The organism is Paenibacillus sp. GXUN7292, assembly GCF_050864975.1.
Lineage (GTDB): Bacteria > Bacillota > Bacilli > Paenibacillales > Paenibacillaceae > Pristimantibacillus.
In genome coordinates this window covers 186,742-207,119 of record NZ_JBOZWO010000002.1, presented here as the reverse complement: position 1 = coordinate 207,119, position 20,378 = coordinate 186,742, and the positions used below count along the sequence as shown (strand labels likewise).

Sequence of the window (20,378 nt, the reverse complement as noted above, 5' to 3'; positions counted from 1 at the left end):
GCCTAGTCATTTATTGCTTGAATTTTTTTCTATAGCTCGTCGGAGAAAGATTAAAGTGCTTTCGGAATACTTTTCCAAAATAATTTAGTTCTTCAAAACCGCTTTCTATAGCGACATCCTGAATAGATAAGTCAGTATGAATTAATAATGAACTTGCCTTCTCCATACGCAAATGTGTTAAGTAATGGATAATTGTCGTATTATATTCCTCTTTAAATCGCTTTGCCAAGTATTGTGCTGAAAAATGAAAACGCTCTGCCAAGCTGGCGAGTGTAATATCGTCCTTAATATGGTCGTTAATATAGTTGCGTATAGCAAGGATATGCTGAGTATGGTTTAATTCCACCTTGCTATAATCAATCAATTCCATCATATCGCTAAAAATTTGCTCCAGCCGAACTGCCCACTCATCTAAACGGCTGATCCATAACGGCATCGTTTCATGCAAGCGATCATCCTTAAACTGAGAATAAATACGCATAAGCAATAAGTTGATTTCAACGGTATAATGCTGCAATTCCCGCAAAGTAACAACTTGCTTGGCAGTTAGCTCATCTAAAAAGCTGGCGATCATTTCTTTGATATGCTGTATGTTTTTCGTACGGACCGCTTCCAGAATGACAATTTCCTTATCCATAAAAGAGTAAAAGAAAGCAGGATGATCACCTTGCTTGCCATTGTTAATAATATTGCTGCTTAGTATCAATGACTTTTCTTCTAACAATGTCGGCTGCAGCAGCTCATAAGAAATCTGCTCGTTATGAAAGCCCACGAAAGTCGTTAATCGAAGGGTTCGATTCCAAGCCTCTTGCAGCTGGTTTATTTTACTTGGCACAATATACGGCGCTCGATTCGAGCTGATCAAGATCACAATAAACGATTCATGCTGTATAAAGTACCATTCTCCAACAGAATCAAAAAATTCCTTTGTAATATTTTTTAAAGCAAAATTGAACAGCCGCTCATCTCCGGCATAATATTGTCTAACAAGCTCGTCCTTGTTTCTGGGCAGAAAAGTAACGACATAAAAGTTGTTTGCAGCTATGCCCAGCGAGTTAAGAAAAGCTGAGATTTCCTCTTTTTCAAGGTCCTCCTTTTCAAATAAGCTTGAAAAACGCTGCTCCTTGGCTAAATGATTCGCCTCATTAATACGAAAATTTGTACTCAGCTCATTTAATTGCTTTTGCCTCTCTTCGTTCACCTGTGAGCATGCTTTTCGTATCGCTTGATCAAGATCATGAATTTTAAACGGTTTTAGCAAATAATCAACACCGCTTGCAAGAAGCGTGGCCCGTGCATAATCGAATTGCTGGTATCCGCTAAGCACGATAACCTTTGAAGTCCAGCCTTCCTCTCGCAGCTTTTCTAAAAATTGCGGGCCATCCATAATATGCATGCTCATGTCGCAAATAATAATTTCAGGCTGATGCGCTCTAACTAATTCAAGTGCCTCCAGACCATTTTCCGCCATATAGATTTGATCAATATGATGACTTTCCCAATCGATCGAAAGCTCGATCCCTTCTCTTACATGCTCTTCATCATCAACGATCAGAAGCTTCATGCTCGTTCCCCCCTGTTGTTTCAAATGGCAAATACAAGGCTACTACTGTGCTTTCGTAAGATCTGCTTGTAATCGACCAATGGAATTGCGGCCCGAAATATAACCGCAATCGTTTCAATACATTAGATAAGCCAATGCCCTGCCTCTCTGCGGCAACAATCTGATGCTCCAAGTAAGAGCTTTTGATGTTTTCAATTTGCTCATCCGTAAAGCCTTTGCCGTTATCCATGACCTGGATTAATATCGTGTCAGGCAAAACAGAAATGTGAACTGAAATTTTAATCTGCCCCTTTCCACGCTCTAAACCGTGAATAATACTATTTTCAACTAGAGGCTGAAGGATCATTTTGGGAACACGAATTTTCGCTGCTGCTTCAGGACAGTCAAGCTCATACTCCAGCTTTTGCTTATAGCGTCCCTTTTGCAAAATGGCATAGTGCTCCAGATGCTCAATTTCTTGATATAAATATACATTTTCGCTTTCAATATCCATAGAATAACGGAACAAAGCGCCAAATTCAGCCAAACGATCACTTACTTCACGCGCGTTTGATTTAATCGCAAGCGTACCTATAGATTGCAAGGTGTTATAAAAAAAGTGCGGATTAATTTGTGCCTGCAGCATTTTCAGCTGAGCCTGCGACAGCTCCAGCTGATGCCTGTACTGCTTGTTCCACAGCTCATCCAATTCACTTGCCATTTCTTGAAATCTTATTTCAAGTAAATCAAGCTCATCCGGGGTAGCGGGCACAGGCTTGCGCTTCAACTGAAAATTTCCCATCTGCAGCTTTTTAATATGCTGTAAAATAAGTTTAATTCTTCGCAGCATATAATAAGCGACGAAAGCGGCTAGTATAGATACAAAAGCAATCGAACCAATTTGAATCGCTAAAGTTTTGCTCAAGGCATTAGTCCTGGCTTCATTAATTAAAGACTGCGGAATTAGCTTTACTATCGTTAACGCTATTCCATTATGCGAGTCGCGGTAGTATACATAGCTTCCTTCAGATGCTTGCAGCTCGCCTTTTTCTATTGCCGAAGCATGAACCAGCTTGCGATTTAGCTCAGGCTGCCAAGGCAAGGCTTGCTCGCTATTTCTATCTGTTGTATAAAGCAGCTCCAAGTCATCACCTAAAAAAACATAGATAGGTCCCAGCTCGCTTGTTGATAATGAATGAACGACAGATCGGATATGAGCCGGCTTCACATCGAAGGTCGTCAAGCCGATGACTTCGCGAGTTGATATGTCAATAAAAGGCTTATTGATTCTAAGCCGCCGCTCTTTATTAAAAAATGTTACTTGATAAGGCTGCTGAAGCTCGTTATGGGCAGAAGACAGCTCTCCATCAATGAAATCAGGAATCGTAACTCTAGTATTGTAATTATGTCTAATACTGAATTGCTTATTCGTAAGTGCGCTTTTATAGGATACTGAACCTATTTCACTGTAATTTCCATAAATCTGTTCCAAGCGCTGGGCAATATATACACTTTCTGCAGGCGTCTGCGGCTCGGAAGATGAAAGCAGACGCACAAGCGCCGGGTCACTAAAATAAGACAGGCCTAGGAGTGATAATTCATGAAAATAAGCATGCAGCGTTGACATGGTAATGGACATGGAATTTTGGTTCAGCTCGACAAGCTGCGATTTAATCGCTTTTCCCGTAATTTGATAAGACAAATAGTTTGAAATGATAAAAGGGATAGTCGTCGCTATAATCAAGCTGATTATAATTTTTGAGATGATGCTGCCCTTAATAAATTTCATCAATATTCCCGCCTTATCCCTCACATTAATTGTTCATTGTAGCATAAGCCTAAGCAGCCTTACAAATGTTTGAAGCTTACTTTCGCAGTGTCATTATTCGATCGCATACTTGTTCCAGCCTGTCCGCAATTAATATTTTGCTGGAATATGACTCTGGAATATCCTCATAACCAAAATGTACGCCTGCAACTCCTCCCGCTATAGCAGCAATTGTATCAGAGTCTCCGCCTGCATTAGCCGCCTTTTGGACGACTTCGGAAAAAGAATGCGAAGTTAATAAAATGTGAATGACCCATTTGAAGGTGTGCTCTACAAACCCGTCTGGCTCACAATCTGGTTCCGCATCAAGCATAAGACTGTATTTTGTGTGCTTGATTTCCTGCTGTACCGCTTTATGTATATTAACCCCTTCGTTTATAATTCGATACACGATGCGGCAGTATATTTCACATGCTTCATTGCATCGATCATCGTAATGTCATTTTCGATTGCAAGCGAGCAATTCTTGTTACATCCTCCAGTTTGGTATAGCATAAGGCAGCAGGAAGACAGCGCATTAATGAGCCGTTTCCTGCACTTTGCCCTAGAGTCGTATGGGCCTCAATAGCTGAATCGAACCAATTTCTGTTATACTGGCGCAAGGCAAACCGAATAATATTTCCAATATCTTTTGGATTACTGTAATACCATTCTAAAAATCTTTTACCAATTGCAGTTAAAGGCTCTGACGGGTTTTCCAGTATGCCCTCTGCCACACATAAGGTCATCATCGTATCATCCGTCACCTCGCCAGGCTCCAAATGCCATACCCCGCCGCCGATCATATCAGTCAAATATCCGTATTGGTCAGCGATTTCCCGCCGAGTCATAAACTCAGTCGTTCCACCTAGCGCATCACCGACAGCAACACCATACAGCCCGCCTTTAATTCGGTTATATATATTCATAGCCATTCCTCCAGACTTCTGTATTTCTTGAATTTACGAAGGATCTCGTTTACTCTGCCCGCACGCTCCTCCAAGTTTCCCGACAAATAGAAATAAGGGATCTTCCGGCACTTCAAGTCAGCTATAATCTGTTTTTGAAAAATTTGTCTTTCTACAGCGCCGGAACGGTCCCAAGTATCCTCGTAAGGAATATCATCACCGCAAACAAATACGAGATCGTAGCGTTTTGACGCGTCGTCAGCTAATTGAGATAGACGGGGCAGCGCTTCGCCATGATAGGATTTCGAAAACATATAGGTTGTAATAGCATTCGTATCTACGAATAAATAATGATTTGCTTTGTGCAGCAGTCCTTCTTCCCGCTCCAAATGAATCTCGGCAAGCTCAACGAGCTGAGCCTGCGATAATCTGCGCTCCACATGATGCTGCTCCCAGTATTCCCTGCCATACTCAGGCATCCACACGGTTTGATGCAAATCAGCCATATGCGCTGCCAGTGTTGTTTTTCCTGTCGACGGCGCTCCGAGAAATACTATATTTGCCGCCAAATCACGATAGACGACGGGATGCAAAAACGTTCTGCTCTGATAAGGAGCCTTACGCACCTTAGTGCCAGATACAGGGAACTGCACTCTGTCTGGATCAACAAGCCGATTCACCGCACCAAGCACCTCGCTCATATGCTCCCCGTAAAATTCACTGCAATAAAAATGTGTAATCAGACAGCCATTCAGTATACGAAGCACATATTGCTCCTGCATGCTTTTAATCTCAGGCGTATCGCCAACCTCGCTTGGGCCATCCCATGCTTCTATGACTCGTACAGCAGGGTACAGCTTGCGAATCCAGCTCGCACGAACCGGCAGCGGAATATCTGTCGTTTCGGGACAATCATATATAATTACAATAACTTCATCCATTTCTGCCATTGCTGTTTCAATAACATGCTGATGACCGCGATGTAAAGGCGCGTACTTCCCCAGCGTAAGACCTATTTTGCGACTGTTCATATTTTCATCCCCTATTTAATAGAGTAATCAGCTTTAGCCGAAGCCAAATCAGCCATCTGTCGTGCAGACCACTGCTTTCTCCAAGAATACAATCCCATTGCTGCTATGGCTAAAAAGATGACGTAAAGAAAAGCGACCGCATAAAGCCCTTTATACGCATACATGCCAATGGACAGCACATCGACCAATAGCCAGCAATACCAATTCTCCAGTACTTTGTTGGACAGCAAATATTGTGCTATTAAACTAAGCGTTGCAATAAAAGCATCGACATAAGGAATTGAAGCATCTGTATAATGATCAAGCCAGTAGCCCCATCCGGCCGAGACTCCGACCAGGCTTATTAGCAATATGACAGCCATTGCCAGCTGTATTCTTCTAGTCGGCCTCACCTTATCACTACCGCGTTTTGTCAGCCAAATAATCCAGCCGTAAATACTTAATATGAAAAAGAATACTTGAAGCGTCATATCCGCATACAGTTTAACTTCCCAAAACATATAAAAGAAGCAGGCAACATTAACAAGTCCGATCGGCCAAGCCCATATATGCTCGCGAGCTGTCAGCCAAACGCTGAGCAATCCCGTAAGTGTAGCCACAATTTCTAATGCTGTAGATGATGTTGCATAAGCGACACCCAGCATCATAACAACCAAAACCATCATCATTCCTGTTTTATTCATCTCAAGCCACTCCCTATCCTTCTTTTCTTCAATAATGTCGAAATGACAATATCAAAACTTGTAAAAAAGTGCCTAGCTGTATATTGACAGCTGAGGCACATAGTCCGTAAAACGGTACAGCTGTGCAGCACGCTGTGAGTAGCGATTCGACATGAGCGGTTCACCCCCGCGGCCGCGCGCTTCCTCGATAATTCCTTTACGACTTTGAGTAGAAGTAATTTTTCGGATAAAGTTTTTTTCCTCAAACTCAGGTACAACCGTTTGAATAACCTGATATAGCTCTCCGATCGTAAACCGCTCTGGAAGAAACTCCCTTGCAATTGTTGTAGTGAGCATTTTATGCTGAATTTGCTGCAGCGCATCAACTAAAATGCTGCGATGGTCAAAGGCAAGATTCATGGCAAGCGCCTCGTTAATCGGAAACAGTCTGACATCCATAGCATCATCATCAGCCCGCCGGGCAGCCAAGTACTGTTCATGCACTAATGCAAAAAAAGCATGCGATATAATCCAGCCTCGCGGATCGCGTCCTGGAGTGCTATAAGCGTTAAAATATTCAATATGAACATCCTTCACACCTGTCTCTTCCTCCAGTTCGCGCTTAGCGCTGTCGAGCAAGGACTCTGTATCTTTGGAAAATCCTCCTGGCAGCGCCCAGCTGCCGGCAAACGGCCAGCCCTTCCTCTGAATAAGCAGCACTTCAAGACGGCGGTCAGGCAATGATTTTTTTCGAGTCCCTTTTGGGGTGGAGGTAATGGTGAAAATAACAATATCTGCTGGCGCTCCATCGGGCGTTCTATAGTTGCCGGGTGAATAATTGATTTCTTCATCGGCTGGTTTGTTCTTGTTCAAATCAATACTGCCGCCTTTCTATTTGATATTGTCATTATGACATATTTAAATCATATGTCAAGCAGCAAATTTAATAAATGTCTTAATGTAGGCTGATGTCTGTACTTTTTACACAAAAAATCCCGAAAAGCCTATTCATGCCTTTCGGGAATAAAATTGTTTAACAGGTAGAAATTCTAATCCAAGTATACTGGAATTACACATACCGGCTTGGAAACTTCAAGCTGTTCGCCTGTATATTGCAGTGTCCCGTCCTCGTTGATGGAGAACATAACGATATTGTTTGTATCACGATTAGCTACTAATGCAAATTTGCCGTCTGGCGTCAAAGCAAAATGACGCGGATGACCGCCCTCGACCGATACGAATTGTTTGCTGGTCAATTTGCCGGAAGCAGCATCGACAGCATACACAGCAATGCTGTCATGACCGCGGTTAGAGCCATATAAGTATGCACCGTCAGCAGAAATTGTAATCTCTGCGCAGCCATTCTCGCCTTTAAAGCCTTCAGGCAGCGTACTGACTGTTTCCTCTATCGCAAGCAAGCCTGCATGCTTGTCATAGCGTAATACCGTAATAGTAGAATCGAGCTCATTAATAACGTAAGCAAAGCTTCCATTCGGGTGGAATACAAGATGACGCGGACCTGCTCCGCCATGCAGCTGGGTAACCTGGTGAGGTTCAAGCTTATGCTTCTGCTTGTCCACCTTATAAGTAATAATTTGATCCAGTCCTAAATCCTGAACGAACAAATAGCTGCCATCTGCACTATAGAAGCTGGAATGCGGATGCGGCTTGTCCTGGCGTTCTGGGTCTTTACCCTTCCCGGCATGCTGCTGGACGTCAAGCAGCTCGCCTATTGAGCCATCTGCTGAAAGTTCAAGCGTGCCTACCATCCCCCCATGGTAGCTGGTGACCGTTATTCTTGTACTTAACTCGTCTCGCTGAATATGGCACGTAGTTGAGTTTACTGTTTTTTTGCGATTTATTACCGTCAGCTTGCCTGTGGCTGGATCGATTGAAAATGAAGAAGCTTCTCCTGCTTTGCTCCCATTAGCATCTGTCATTTCTCCAATGCTGTACGCTCTATGCTTAGCCATATCCACATTTAGAAATGTTGGATTGCGATATCCGTCCAAGCTTTGAATAATATGAAGCTTGCCTGTGGCTGGGTCAAATTCGCTTACATATATGCCAGGTCCGTCCGTTTCTGCGTAAGAACCAATATATACAAGCAAGCGCTGATTAGATGTTGTCACGAATAGCTCCCCCTTGTATCCATTCTATAAAGAGTGTCGACTGTTGTTGCATTAGTTTGCTTGAGACTCTTGCCACACTTTATTTAAAGTATCTAAAAATACTTCAGTCGGCTGTGCGCCAGATACAGCGTATTTGCGGTTAAAAACAAAGAATGGCACGCCTCTGATGCCAAGCTGGCTGCCCTCCTGCTCCTGAGCCTGTACACGATCCGCATACTGATGGCCTTCCAGTACGGCAAGCGCTTCAGTTCTGGACAAGCCTGCACGCTCCGCTATATCAGCGAGAACGTCATAGCTTGCAAGGTCAGCATTATAAGTGAAATAAGCGTTCAGCAGCATTTCTCCTACTTCTACACCTTTGCCCCTTTCTTCGGCAAACTGAGCTAATCTGTGAGCATCAAAAGTGTTAATGACAAGCATGTTGTCAAAATTGAACTCCAATCCGACTGCAGCTGCCTGCTGCTTAATGCCAGTGCTCATCTCACGAGCTTTTTCAACCGTCATACCGTATTTTTCCGCCAGCATCGAATGCGTGCTCTGCTTCAAGCTGGAATCTGCCTGGGGATCCAGTTCAAAGCTGCGGAGCTTCAGCTCCACCTCAGCCCTGTGCTCAAACTTCTCTAGTGCCGCATCTAATCTTTTCTTGCCGATATAGCAAAACGGACAAACATAGTCCGACCAGATTTCTATTTTCATTTACTGACACCTCCCTTATGTATCCATCCTTTATTATTATAGCATGAAATCAGTTGACAATCTTCTTCCCTGCCTTGCTCTGCTAAGCACCTTATTCTACAATATAGATGTGTAAAGGAGGGATTGCGGTGAATATTCTTAAACAAAAATCACGCGAAGAGCTGGATGCGCGCTTGCCTTCTATGCCTTGGTATATTGAACAATTTATTAATTACAAGCTGCCAGATTTGTCTCCAGCCTCGTTAGTTGAATATATGAGAGATTATGAAGCTTTCCTGAATTGGCTAATGGCAGAAGGGCTAAGCGAGGCTGCGTCTATTAAAGAAGTTACCTTGCTGGAGCTGGAGCGACTGCGTATGGAAAGTATAGATTCTTTTCGCATGTTTCTTTCTACGTATAAGGAGGAACGCAATAATCGCACAACGATTTCACGAAAGCTTTCATCACTTCGGTCGTTATTTCACTATTTGAGCCAGATTGCGGAGGATGAGCAGTTCTACCCCTTGCTGAAAAGAAACGTCATGGCCAAGGTTTCCATTAAACGGACTCATAAGCCAAAAGACACGGCAGCCCGGCTTGAAGGGAAACTGCTGCAGGAAGAAGAAATCTCACAATTTTTAACTTATATTAGGCATGATTATGGGCAGGAAATAGCGAAGAACAAGCAGGCTACATACTCCTATGAACTTAATAAAGTAAGAGACACCTGTATTATCAGCTTTATTTTGCATTCAGGCTTGCGTGTTTCCGAGCTTGTCAATTTGAATTTGGATGATATTGATGTAAAGAAAAAGCTATGCTATGTATTCCGTAAAGGTAAAAATGACGATACTTTCAAAACGCCCGTATACTTCCGGCAAGATGCAATCGTGGATCTTAATCAGTATTTAGCGCTTCGTGAAACACGCTACAAAGCGCCACGCAAAGAAAAAGCACTGTTCCTTGCAATTGCAAACGGCAATAAGGAAGGCTCACGCATGACAAAAAGAGCTATTCAAGCGATGGTACTCAAGTACGCTAAACGCTTTGGCAAGCCCTTCTTGTCCGTTCATAAGCTTCGTCACTCATTTGCTACCGATTATTATTTACAAAACGATATTTATAAAACACAGGAGCAGCTTGGTCACGCCTCTCCCGAAACGACACAAATTTATGCGCATCTGACCGATAAAACAATGGCTGAAGCTATTGATCGCCGTTTGGAGCAATAAAAAATTTATGGCTTGTATAGCTTCTCGATATCGGCTGCCGACAAGCCTTCTTCAATCGCAAATTCAAAATCATCAATATCATAGAGCTGAATAGGAACCTCAGCTTCAATCAGCTTTTCCTGCAATTCATATTGATCAGTTAACAATGGCATTTGCTTGCGCATGCATACCAGCACAAGCTCTGTTTCAATCGGATCTAACAAATCTCCGTAGTGCGCATTGTCTACGGCATTAATGATTGTAAACTGAACATTTTCGTTCAAAAGCAATGGGGCGCTTTCACGCCAAGGGGCTTGCAAAGCCCGGTCAATTTTTTTACGATTAAGAGGCTCTTCAAAAAATTGAATAAGGGTTTGAATGTGTGATTTCACCAATTGATCATCGTCGGGGTCGACCATAACAGGTTCGTCCCCTTCCCGTATTTCATATAATTCGCTAATCGTAGAATACGGCACAATGTAATGAATCGGTTTTGCAGGGACGAGCAAATGACCATAGGTAGCAGCTAGTATCGCTTCCATAACAAACTGTTGAACCATCTCTCTCCCTCCTTATTATCATAATATGTTCAAGCTTAATTATACCTTATCCAATTACTAGATCAACAGAGGCGTACGTACGGATCCTTTACTCAAAATGACGAAAATTCGCCTTTATTTTAGGAGGAAAAAATGTCTATCGAACATACTATTATAATCGGAGCTGGACCTTGTGGTCTTGCTGCAGCCATCGAGCTGGGCAAAAGCGGGATTAAGCCGCTTATTATTGAAAAGCGCAACATAGTTCATTCCATTTCGCAATATCCAACCTATATGCATTTTTTCAGCTCGCCTGAGATGCTGGAAATTGGCGATATTCCATTTACGACAGCTAATGATAAGCCATCCCGTCTGGAGGCGCTGAATTATTACCGTACAGCAGCACAGCGGCATGAAGTGCAGGTTCACCCTTTTCAAACCATTACGAGCATAGCTCATGAGGATGGCATTTTCTATCTTACTGGCGAGGACCGTTTCGGCAAGCCATTAAGCTATTCCAGTCATCATGTCATTATTGCCACTGGCTACTTCGATAATCCGAACATGCTGGGCATACCTGGCGAGGACAAAGACAAAGTGACTCACTTTTTCCGGGAATCGCATCCTTATGTGGGCATGGAGGTAGCGATAATTGGAGGCAGCAACTCCGCCATAGACGCTGCATTGGAGCTTGAGCGAGTTGGCGCCAAAGTAACGGTTATTTACCGGGGCTCGGATTATTCCAAGAGCATTAAGCCCTGGGTAAAGCCGACCTTTGAAAGCAAGGTGGCCAAAGGAACGATACGCATGCTGTTTGAATCTAGGGTAATCGCAATTGAGGACGATTGTGTGAGCATTGAAACCACTGGCAGCATGAAGACGATTGCTAACGATTTCGTGCTTGTACTGACCGGCTTCCACCCAGACCGCAGCTTTCTGCAGCAAGCAGGCGTAACGATTGAGCCTGAAGGCTATCCGACCTTTAATGAGGAGACGATGGAAACGAATATTCCCGGCATTTATTTGGCGGGTGTCGTCGCCTCTCGTCATGAAGCTAATGAAATCTTTATTGAGTCGGGTAGATTTCACGGCCGAAAAATTGCGGCACATATGAAAACTAACGAAAATTAACTTGAATTAATTTACTTGCCAAAAGGCATCCTTCAATCATTTGCTGAGGATGCCTTTTCGTATTATATGAAGATTACAATCCGGATGCAGGATTTTCAGGCTGTTGTAACAATGAAGCGGCTGCCTGGTTATTTCCGATCTAAATCTCCAAGTATTTTTTTCTTAAGCTGCTCCGTTTCCTCATAGCTTGGTACATGATCGCCATATCGCACAGCATCATAAACATCTATAAAGCGGCTCGCTTGCAGCTTGGCCTGTTCTTTTTCATATTGCCTTTGCAGATCGGCGCCTGTCTCCTGAGCCGTCCGTTCGCTTTTCGCACGATAGCGGTATACTCTAGCCAGCTCACCAAGCCATTGGGCATACAAAAGCCTTATTTTCTCTCTATTATCAGTAGTACGGCTCCATTTTGTTTCAAAGCTTTTTCTGCCTTTTGCATGACCGCCCCGGTGAGAACGCCGTTTCCTGCGTTTTTTAATTATTGACGTTAATTGTTCTTCTTCATCAACATAGTAGCCATACTGGCCTTCCATTGGGCCGCTTCGCTTCATAAATTTCAGCCATAAGCGATAAGCCAGCTTCAGCAATTTCTTTGACACCGCATATAAAAGCAGCAGTAATGCTGCAGCAACAGCTGCAATGACAATAATTTTTATTATTTGCTCCAGAATGAGCATCCATTTGGCAGGCTCTGAAGGTTCGACCTCAGGGAATTGCGATGGCGCCGTCGGCTCAGGCTGCTGTTCCACAACAGGCTCTTTGGGCTCTCTGGAGAGCCAGCTTAAAATCCAAGCCATTACCTTTTTAAATCCAGCCATTACAGCATCTTTATAAAATAATAGGAATGACGCTGCCAGCAAAATACATGTAATTAATGACATTAACATTCTATTGTGCTTGGCAGCTGCAATTGCAGCTGGCGATTGGCCCACATCAACCGTTTCATTTTTTATAAATCGCCCGTTAAATATGTAAAATGACATTATTAATACAACAGCGCCGCATACAAATAGCTGTGTCTCTACCTCAATAAGCCGGACAAGCAGCCATACTTTCAATGGCTGAGCTGCCACATAGGTCACAATTCCAGCGATCATGTACCTGCTGTCAAACGAATCCTTCCATCCTTTGCGCGTAAGCACAATCCCTTTCCAGCATAACAAGGCACTAAGAAGCACTAACGCTGCGAGCATCTCCTGCCGTATGCCAGGCATAAAGATGAGTGAAAACAGGAAGCAATAAATATACCCTATTGCGCATGATGCCAACAGCTCCATAATGAATCTGCTGCTTTTCCATATTCCCTTCAATGCCGCTCCGCTCCAATAAACGAGAGGAAGCATAATAAGCCAAAAAGCAATGGAAGCATGAGGCAGCAAGTAAATAGCTGCTGTCAAAAAAACCGGAAGATAAAAAAGAAGCTCTGCCGCTCCTTTGGCAAGTATGACGCCGTTTGTTTTCAGCCAATTTTTCATTCGCTTTTATCCTCCGCTAGCTCCCATACTGTAACGGAATTACCGTTCGAGCGAATTCGTGCTGCCTGCTCCTCTAGCTCATCATTCCAGAAGGTCGATATGATAAGCACATCGCGCCCTTCATACCCGTCTTCTGCAGCAGCTTGCAATAAGTAGGAAAACGGCTCCGTTTTCTCCAAGCTTAATCTAGCCATCGCTTCAAAAATAAACAATAAGTGCTCATAACCTGATCCAGGTTCAATTTTTGTAGAAGAATATTGATTATTAAGCTGCATATTGGAGCTGAAGCCAGCTTCCATTCCTTGTTCAATTGATGCTGCGGCAGCGCCTGCCGCCCACGAAATGCCCTGCTCAATCAAATCTACATTATTGACTGAGCGCCACATGCCTTCCTCATCATCAATATTCAAATAAATCATCAACTGCCGATTCGCTGTGTAATCATGTTTATGTACTTGCAGCTGACCGGTTCTCGCAGTTGCCTTCCAATTAATAGAGCGAAGTGTATCGCCCGCTTCGTATTTCCGCACTCCCGCTGTCAGAAATGGGTCATGGATAATCCACCGCTTAACAACATGCTCCCCCTGCAAGCTATGAAAAGGAAGCTGATCGAGCGCCACCTCTGCCGGCTTAGGATACACAAGCAATTCTCCCGTCAAGGGAATTTGCTTATGCCGAATATGAACACCCAGCAAATCGCCGCTGGTCATCGTGACCGTCTGCAGCCTGTAAACGCCTCTTCGTGCGGCTACAAGGCGGTGCCTTCTTGTAATTTGAACGTAGGGCTTCAGCGAAAATAAACTTTTATGGTTTTGATACACTTGACCTTTACTGACAGAAAAATTGTCCAGCTTGCCGAAATGCAAATGCGTGGAGAGCTGCGACTCCACTCTAAGCCATGGTACGGGGAACCATTTGCGATTGGCAATTCGCTCAACCAGCTCTACTTGATCACCCGCATAGCAAGCTGCAACCTTAAAGTTGCGGTCATATTGAATATCCTTTAACGCTAATCGATAAAACACTAGGCCTTGTAAATAAAACAATGCGACGGCCAACAAAATAAATCCAACTAGTAGCATGGCATACTCCCGGCTATGTTATCGTAGCTTCTGCTTCCGTAGGGACAGGAATTTGATTCAATATATCATCCAATATTTTATGCGCATCCGCTTGCATTCTTTGCATTCCTCTTAGCGCTAAACGATGGCTCAGCACAGGCTTTGCCAGCGCTTTCACATCATCGGGAGTTGCAAAGTGGCGCCCCCTCAGTATAGCTCGTACCTGCACTGCGCGCAGCAGCGCTTGCGAGCCGCGGGGACTAACGCCAGTCGCAACCTCCTCCCGTTGTCTCGTCGCTTCAATAATACTGACGATATAACGCAGCAGCTCTTCTGATACCTGAACCTGCGGATAAGCTTTCTGTGCAGCGATAATCAGTTCTCTATCCGCAACTGCCTGCAGCGTTTCCAACGGCTGCTTGCTCATAAAGCGCTTTAACAGCTCCACGCTCTCGTCAGAGGTCGGATAGCCCATTTTTATTTTAAAAAGAAAACGGTCAAGCTGGGCCTCCGGCAATGCAAACGTCCCCTGATGCTCGATAGGATTTTGCGTAGCAATAACCATAAAAGGCTGCTCCAGCTGCTTCGTTTCGCCATCGATGCTGATCTGTCTTTCTTCCATGCATTCAAGCAGGCTGGATTGCGTACGCGGCGTTGCGCGATTTATTTCATCTGCCAGCAGCAGATTCGTAAACAGCGGCCCCGCGCGAAACTCAAATTCACCAGACTTCTGATTATAATAGTGAATACCGCTCAAATCAGAAGGCAGCAAGTCGGGTGTAAATTGAATGCGTTTAAAATCAAGCTGCAGCGATCGGGCGAGCGACTTGGCCAGCATCGTTTTGCCGGTGCCGGGCACATCCTCCAGAAGAACATGGCCGGAGGTAATGAGCGCAATAATAAGTAATTCTACAACCTCTTCCTTGCCTACAATAACCTGAGCAACATTATGCTTCACCTGCTCCGTCAACTGCTTGATAGAAGTAAAGGGCATATGCTTTTTTATCTCTCCTTTGCTTACTTTTGCTTGCGGCTGCGCTGCAGCTGTTGAAGCTCTCTCCAACGAATCAGCTTGATCCCTTCCTCTTTGATGAAAGAAGTCATCTCTGGATCCAAAAACAATTGATGCTCCATACCTCGTTTTTCAGGCTGAAAATGAAAGGCTTTCAGCTCGTCCGTCACGTATGACGGGTGGATAATAAGCTCTGATACGCCTGGACGAAGCGAACGCAATAGCTGCTTCATATTGTTTTTCAGGACGTCATACGTTTCTCCTTCTGCCAAATGAAAAGGCAAGCCTACCAGATAGTCTAGAATAACAACGCCAAAGGAATCAGCCAAGGCAGCCAATTGCTTGGCCTGCTCAGCCATCTCAGGCGGAGCGACTTGACCGTCCTCCTGCAGCAGGTAGCGCGGTAAACGGAAAGGCAAGCCATAATCAGCACAAATGCTTAATACAAGCGGTAAGAAATTACGGCCCGTCGTAAGCCCATACAAGCTGCCCATATGATTGTCCGCATGTGTAGGATTCATGCCAAACTTAAGCGCTTTCTCGATTTGACTGATGATTTCAGCTCGTACCTGCGATTCATCCGCCTGCTGCTCGAATGTTTTGCATTCTTTCGGAAAATAACCTTCCTCCGTCACAAGCGAGTGAACAGCTTCTTGCGTAGTAACCGGTCCCCATTTGTACCGATCCCATTCGCTCGTAAACGTTAAATGCACGCCCACATCATACTGCGGGTTTTGCGCACTCCAGCTGGCTCCTTCAGGCGCCCAGCCGCATGGCATCATAATCGTCGCCGAGCTGATTGCTCCTGCAGCGAGCAGATGCTGGACGGATTGATTAACAGAGTGGCATACGCCATAGTCATCCCCATTAATAAGCAGCAATCTATCATTGGCATCATAGCCTAATTGTTGAGCTAAATTCATGTTTATTCTCCTCCATTCCTATACTATAGTTATTGTACTCCTAAATTTAGTTAGTTACGATAAAAATTTCCCGCAGTTCTGCACTGTTATCGATATACTCGATGTGATCAGCTGTCTGATCAATTATTTCACACAGCAGCTCCAACTCGCTTAACCCGTTGCGATATCTGACCACAACATGCAAAAACACATCCAACAGCCGCAGCTTCATCAATAATGGCATACAGTCAAGCTCTTCCTGCGTCAAGCTGACCTCTTGTGTAAAAGCGTTCATCATCAGACTTATTCCTTCATGCATAGAAGAAAGCAGATTAGGCTTATTTAGCAGGTCTGCTGCAATTACAGCAGGCTCCATCGCGCGCAAATCAATTGCAGCAAATTCAAAATCAAGTATGGCGATGATGGCCTCGCCCGAGGCGACCGTATTATTGATTACGATATCACCATGAATCCATTGCTGTGGCAGCTTTTGAAGCTCAGAACTCCATTGCTTAGCTTTGCAGAACTGTTCCATTAAAAATTCGATTTTCTTTCTTCGCAAAGCAAGCTCCGACTCCTCGTTCATCAGCTCTTCTAATAATTCAGCCGTTATAAACTCATAAGAGGCTGGCAGCTTGTAGTAAGGGTCATACACAGGCTGAGCAGTCATTTGTAGCGCTGCCAGCTGCCTGCTTAGTTGACCTGCTGCTTTCCCCAAGCCGGCAATATGAGGCGCATGCTGATTGAGGGGCCTTTCCCCTTCAATAAAATAATACAAGGCAAATAAAGTGCCATCCTCCAGCTTGCAAAAGGTGCCTCCCGTTTTATTGCGCACAGGAATAGGCGTTTGAATTGATGACTTGCTGCTATTCAGCTTCTCCAAAAGCTCATGCTCAACCTGGACGATTGCGCCATCCTTATGATTGTTATATATGCGAAGCATAAAACACTCTTGGCCTGCTGCAATTTTTCTAGTTGTATTGTTCATACCGCTTTCCATGGGCAGAACGCTCCAAGGCTCGGAAATAGAATAATGCGCTAAATAAGTATTAAGCTCGCTCTTGTTTATTTCGCTCATTCAAAAAGCTCCCCCTCTTCTTTTTTATTATAATCCCCAAGGGGAGATATTGGCAAAAATTCCGAACAACTGACAATCCTTTCCCGATGCGGGAATGCAAAATGTCGAATCAATCTAATATTTGTTGATTCATGCGCTTCCCTGGGAAATATTCATTTTCATTTCCTCATTTCCCAGACTGCTTGAACGGATTGGATTTAAATTTATAACGAAGCTCTACAGGGTATCGATTCATTGTGGATAGGGCAATAAGCAAACGAAAGGGAGGTTACTACGATCAAGTTTGGGATTCCGACCGCTGTAGTAGTCCCGTTTTTTAGATGAAATAACCCCTGTAAAGGATAAATTTGGCCTACAAAGGCGGACGCTGCCGCTCCTCCATTCCCAATCTTGCTCTTCGTTTTTCCCCTTTCTTTTTGCTTGCCAATCGTTGCCCACAAAGAATCGACACTCTCCTCTAACAAGCCCGTAATAAAAAAGATGCTGCAGCTGCAGCATCTTTTTTTTGACCCTAGTACATAGGCTGTAGCGGACCGTTTTCGTTGACGATCGATTCCAGATCATAGATCGAAATGGGGAAATAAAGCAGCCCATATACATAAGGCGCGATTTCATATTGCTGAAAATAAATGACTAGTGAGCGGTCAGCAATGTAAAAATCCTGATCAGGCCGAATAGACTTGAATGGTTCAAATGTTTCGATTTTGCGAGCTGAAATTTGCGCTTTTATATGTTCGCTTAATACCGCTACATAATTGGAGTTAGGTTTGAACAGATCCTTCAGCTGATACTGTTTTCCCGTAGAGGTCCGAAAAGTATACGATTTTTCAAGCGTCGCTCCATGCGCTCCGCCTGTATATGCGTAATTAATAAGCGAAAGGCTTAAAATATCCTTTTGGTTATTTTTCACTTCATACAAGCCAAGCATTTCAGCACGGGGATCGCTTAGATCGCCTTGAGCATTGACGAGCTGCTGAGCTCCATGTACTAACACTTTATTGATATGTGCATCAGCCTGAGCATTGCTGCCGAGACTGATATGCGGAATATACAGCTCCGCCTTGGGAAATGTCGCCTTGGAGGACTGAACAACTACAGGCGATACAAACGTTGACATAATGAGACACCTGCCTATTTGATATGATGTCTCATTATATGCAGCACCTGCTTTGAATTTTCCCGCTTCCCTTATTTCCCGTCAAATAAGCTAGTCCATTAAGCGCTTCTCACGCTCAGTCAGTCTTCTGCCGCGAACATCCACTACGATTTCACCTTTATTAAGACCGACGATGCGATCTGCAAATCGCTCAGCCCAATCACCCTGATGCATAACTGCTATTACAATAACCTGCTGCTCCTCGCACAGGCTTTTCAGATCCTTAAGCACAGCCTCAGCTGAATGGGGATCAAGGCCGGATACCGGCTCATCAACCGCAATCACTTTTGCCCCGTGCACGAGCGCTCGCGCAATAGCCATTCTTTGCTTCTCGCCACCGCTTAAAGTGCCTGCCTTTTGATGGGCTTTGTCAATTAAGCCGCGCTTCTCGATCATTTCCATCGCGCCCATATAATCATCGTTGCGCATCATGCCTGTCCATCTGCGCCATGCCGGCGTTTGTGTTATCGAGCCAATAATGACGTTTTTCAGGCCTGTTTTATTCGGAAACAAGAACGGTTTTTCTTCCAAATATGCGACCTCGCGCTTTACCTTCATGCGTCCCTTTATGCCGGCTTGAAATACATCCATGCCGTCGAATTGATATTTCCCCTTCGTCCACTTTTCCTGCAGCGCAAGACATTTAAGAAACATGGACTTACCGCTGCCGCTATTGCCTTTGATGGCAATAAAATCGCCAGGGTAGGCTTCAAAATCTATATGGTTCAATACTTTTGGACCGCCTGGTATTCGCTTTGAAAGATTTTGAATTCTTATCATTTTCCGCTCCCTTTCTGCACGTTGCAAAAGATCATTATTACTAGTGTAAGTGATATAAAAAACTCTTTCCACACGAACAAATGTTTGCTATAATAAAAACAAGAACAAACGTTCCATTACACCCATTTATTCACATCACCAATCGTTTAAAGGAGGCTGGATCACCATGATTAACAATTGCGAAAATTTCCGTTTTGTAGAGTCTAGACGTAATGGCAAGGACCTTACTTTCAAGTTTTACGACAATGGGAAGCTTACCATTATTGATAATCTTACCGAGGAGGTGATCTCGCCCAACGACTTGCGCGGCGCCAGCAAGGATTTCTATGTTCGCAAGCGCATTTCCTTTATCAAGAACAAGCTGATCGCTTCACAACTGAAATACGCCTAATCTATTTCATCATACCAGCGCATGACAGCATTTGGCTATCATGCGCTGTTTGTATTTTATTTAATAGCGGATTGACGACTTGCCCTACTTTCATGTAGATTGAATGTACAGTTGGAACTGTTAGCGAAAGGAGTAATACAAGATGAAGCAACAGCTGTTATTCGATCTAGATGATACACTTATATACTGCAACCGCTATTTCTTTGAAGTTATAGACCAGTTTGCCGATTCATTAAAAACATGGTTCAACGGATATTCAGCTGTCACCGACAGCGCGATCCGCGATAAGCAAATGGAATTTGATTTGGCGCTGATCGACAAAAGCGGGTTTAAAAGCGAGCATTTTCCTCGCTCTTTTCTGAATACGTATCAACACTTTTGCGCCATAACCGGGCGTGATAGCAGCAAACAGGAAGAAAACTTCCTATGGGATATCGGCATCAGCGTTTATCAGCATGATACCGAGCCCTATCCGAATATGGAGCAAACGTTGACTCAGCTTGCGTCAGAGGGCCATGAGCTGCATTTATACACGGGCGGCGAGCCAAAGATTCAACAGCGCAAAATCGATCAGATGGAGCTTGGCCGTTTTTTTGAATCACGCATTTATATACGCCAGCTTAAAAATTATGATGCATTGGAAGGCATTCTCCAGTCTGGCAGTTTCGACCGGACACAAACTTGGATGATCGGCAATTCGATCCGTACCGATGTCGTCCCAGCCCTTACAGCTGGCATTCATGCTATTCATATGCAGGCGCAAGAGGAATGGCACTACAATATTATTCCGATTGATCTCGAGCCGAAGGGCGCATTTTTGCGCTTGCAGCAGCTGCTTGACATCCCGCATGCCATTAAACAATTTGTCAGCCGATAGCTGTGGC

At 44.1% G+C, this 20,378-nt stretch carries 19 protein-coding genes and 1 pseudogene; 4 read left to right on the top strand and 16 right to left on the bottom strand.

Going from position 1 to position 20,378, the window contains the following annotated elements; genetic code table 11:
- Nucleotides 1-10: 10 nt before the first annotated feature.
- The 8 genes and pseudogenes from ACRRU2_RS03610 to ACRRU2_RS03575 form a co-directional block, all read right to left on the bottom strand.
- Entirely contained in the window at nucleotides 11-1,564 is a 1,554-nt protein-coding gene (locus ACRRU2_RS03610; protein ID WP_432499964.1) for a response regulator transcription factor, read from the bottom strand.
- The gene (locus ACRRU2_RS03605) at nucleotides 1,545-3,332 is read right to left on the bottom strand and encodes a sensor histidine kinase (protein ID WP_432499963.1); all 1,788 of its coding nucleotides are present in this window, start codon (nucleotides 3,330-3,332) and stop codon (nucleotides 1,545-1,547) included. Before ACRRU2_RS03605 ends, ACRRU2_RS03610 begins: the two co-directional genes overlap by 20 nt.
- Nucleotides 3,333-3,408: 76 nt before the next feature.
- Nucleotides 3,409-4,201, bottom strand: a pseudogene (locus tag ACRRU2_RS03600) (ADP-ribosylglycohydrolase family protein).
- A gap of 74 nt (nucleotides 4,202-4,275) precedes the next feature.
- Nucleotides 4,276-5,289 (bottom strand): AAA family ATPase, encoded by a 1,014-nt coding sequence (locus ACRRU2_RS03595; RefSeq protein WP_432499962.1) that lies wholly within the window; start codon nucleotides 5,287-5,289, stop codon nucleotides 4,276-4,278.
- A gap of 11 nt (nucleotides 5,290-5,300) precedes the next feature.
- On the bottom strand, nucleotides 5,301-5,972 hold the full coding sequence (gene pnuC, locus ACRRU2_RS03590; RefSeq protein WP_432499961.1) for a nicotinamide riboside transporter PnuC: 672 nt from the start codon (nucleotides 5,970-5,972) through the stop codon (nucleotides 5,301-5,303).
- A gap of 72 nt (nucleotides 5,973-6,044) precedes the next feature.
- The gene (locus ACRRU2_RS03585) at nucleotides 6,045-6,830 is read right to left on the bottom strand and encodes an NUDIX domain-containing protein (protein ID WP_432500096.1); all 786 of its coding nucleotides are present in this window, start codon (nucleotides 6,828-6,830) and stop codon (nucleotides 6,045-6,047) included.
- A gap of 170 nt (nucleotides 6,831-7,000) precedes the next feature.
- Nucleotides 7,001-8,083, bottom strand: coding sequence for a lactonase family protein (locus ACRRU2_RS03580; protein WP_432499960.1), 1,083 nt, complete (start codon nucleotides 8,081-8,083; stop codon nucleotides 7,001-7,003).
- Nucleotides 8,084-8,134: 51 nt separating this feature from the next.
- Nucleotides 8,135-8,779 carry a DsbA family oxidoreductase gene (locus ACRRU2_RS03575; protein WP_432499959.1) on the bottom strand — a complete coding sequence of 215 codons (645 nt, stop codon included), beginning with the start codon at nucleotides 8,777-8,779 and terminating at the stop codon, nucleotides 8,135-8,137.
- A gap of 128 nt (nucleotides 8,780-8,907) precedes the next feature.
- Between ACRRU2_RS03575 and xerS the strand changes: the two genes are divergently transcribed.
- Complete coding sequence (xerS, locus tag ACRRU2_RS03570; RefSeq protein ID WP_432499958.1) at nucleotides 8,908-9,990, top strand: tyrosine recombinase XerS; 1,083 nt, start codon at nucleotides 8,908-8,910, stop codon at nucleotides 9,988-9,990.
- A gap of 5 nt (nucleotides 9,991-9,995) precedes the next feature.
- Here xerS and ACRRU2_RS03565 read toward each other — a convergent pair whose 3' ends face one another.
- Entirely contained in the window at nucleotides 9,996-10,529 is a 534-nt protein-coding gene (locus ACRRU2_RS03565) for an ADP-heptose synthase (protein WP_331699537.1), read from the bottom strand.
- 132 nt (nucleotides 10,530-10,661) lie between these two features.
- Between ACRRU2_RS03565 and ACRRU2_RS03560 the strand changes: the two genes are divergently transcribed.
- A complete protein-coding gene (locus tag ACRRU2_RS03560; protein ID WP_432499957.1) occupies nucleotides 10,662-11,639 on the top strand; it encodes a YpdA family putative bacillithiol disulfide reductase in 978 nt (325 codons plus the stop codon).
- A gap of 128 nt (nucleotides 11,640-11,767) precedes the next feature.
- On the opposite strand, the gene ACRRU2_RS03555 is transcribed toward ACRRU2_RS03560, so the two are convergent.
- From ACRRU2_RS03555 to ACRRU2_RS03525, 7 genes are all read right to left on the bottom strand, one after another.
- Entirely contained in the window at nucleotides 11,768-13,114 is a 1,347-nt protein-coding gene (locus tag ACRRU2_RS03555; RefSeq protein WP_432499956.1) for a DUF4129 domain-containing protein, read from the bottom strand.
- Entirely contained in the window at nucleotides 13,111-14,196 is a 1,086-nt protein-coding gene (locus tag ACRRU2_RS03550) for a DUF58 domain-containing protein (RefSeq protein ID WP_432499955.1), read from the bottom strand. Before ACRRU2_RS03550 ends, ACRRU2_RS03555 begins: the two co-directional genes overlap by 4 nt.
- A 13-nt stretch (nucleotides 14,197-14,209) precedes the next feature.
- Nucleotides 14,210-15,169, bottom strand: coding sequence for an AAA family ATPase (locus tag ACRRU2_RS03545; RefSeq protein WP_331699631.1), 960 nt, complete (start codon nucleotides 15,167-15,169; stop codon nucleotides 14,210-14,212).
- A 23-nt stretch (nucleotides 15,170-15,192) separates the two neighbouring features.
- Nucleotides 15,193-16,110, bottom strand: coding sequence for a polysaccharide deacetylase family protein (locus tag ACRRU2_RS03540; RefSeq protein WP_331699541.1), 918 nt, complete (start codon nucleotides 16,108-16,110; stop codon nucleotides 15,193-15,195).
- A gap of 46 nt (nucleotides 16,111-16,156) precedes the next feature.
- Nucleotides 16,157-17,167, bottom strand: coding sequence for a phosphotransferase (locus ACRRU2_RS03535; protein WP_432499954.1), 1,011 nt, complete (start codon nucleotides 17,165-17,167; stop codon nucleotides 16,157-16,159).
- Between the two features lie 511 nt (nucleotides 17,168-17,678).
- Nucleotides 17,679-18,284 carry a DUF3298 and DUF4163 domain-containing protein gene (locus tag ACRRU2_RS03530; RefSeq protein WP_331699544.1) on the bottom strand — a complete coding sequence of 202 codons (606 nt, stop codon included), beginning with the start codon at nucleotides 18,282-18,284 and terminating at the stop codon, nucleotides 17,679-17,681.
- Between the two features lie 90 nt (nucleotides 18,285-18,374).
- The gene (locus ACRRU2_RS03525) at nucleotides 18,375-19,103 is read right to left on the bottom strand and encodes a phosphonate ABC transporter ATP-binding protein (RefSeq protein ID WP_331699545.1); all 729 of its coding nucleotides are present in this window, start codon (nucleotides 19,101-19,103) and stop codon (nucleotides 18,375-18,377) included.
- Between the two features lie 166 nt (nucleotides 19,104-19,269).
- On the opposite strand from ACRRU2_RS03525, the gene ACRRU2_RS03520 reads away from it, so the two are divergent.
- Both ACRRU2_RS03520 and ACRRU2_RS03515 read left to right on the top strand, forming a co-directional pair.
- Nucleotides 19,270-19,494, top strand: coding sequence for a hypothetical protein (locus ACRRU2_RS03520; RefSeq protein WP_331699546.1), 225 nt, complete (start codon nucleotides 19,270-19,272; stop codon nucleotides 19,492-19,494).
- A gap of 142 nt (nucleotides 19,495-19,636) precedes the next feature.
- A complete protein-coding gene (locus ACRRU2_RS03515; protein WP_432499953.1) occupies nucleotides 19,637-20,371 on the top strand; it encodes an HAD family hydrolase in 735 nt (244 codons plus the stop codon).
- The last annotated feature ends 7 nt before the right edge of the window (nucleotides 20,372-20,378 follow it).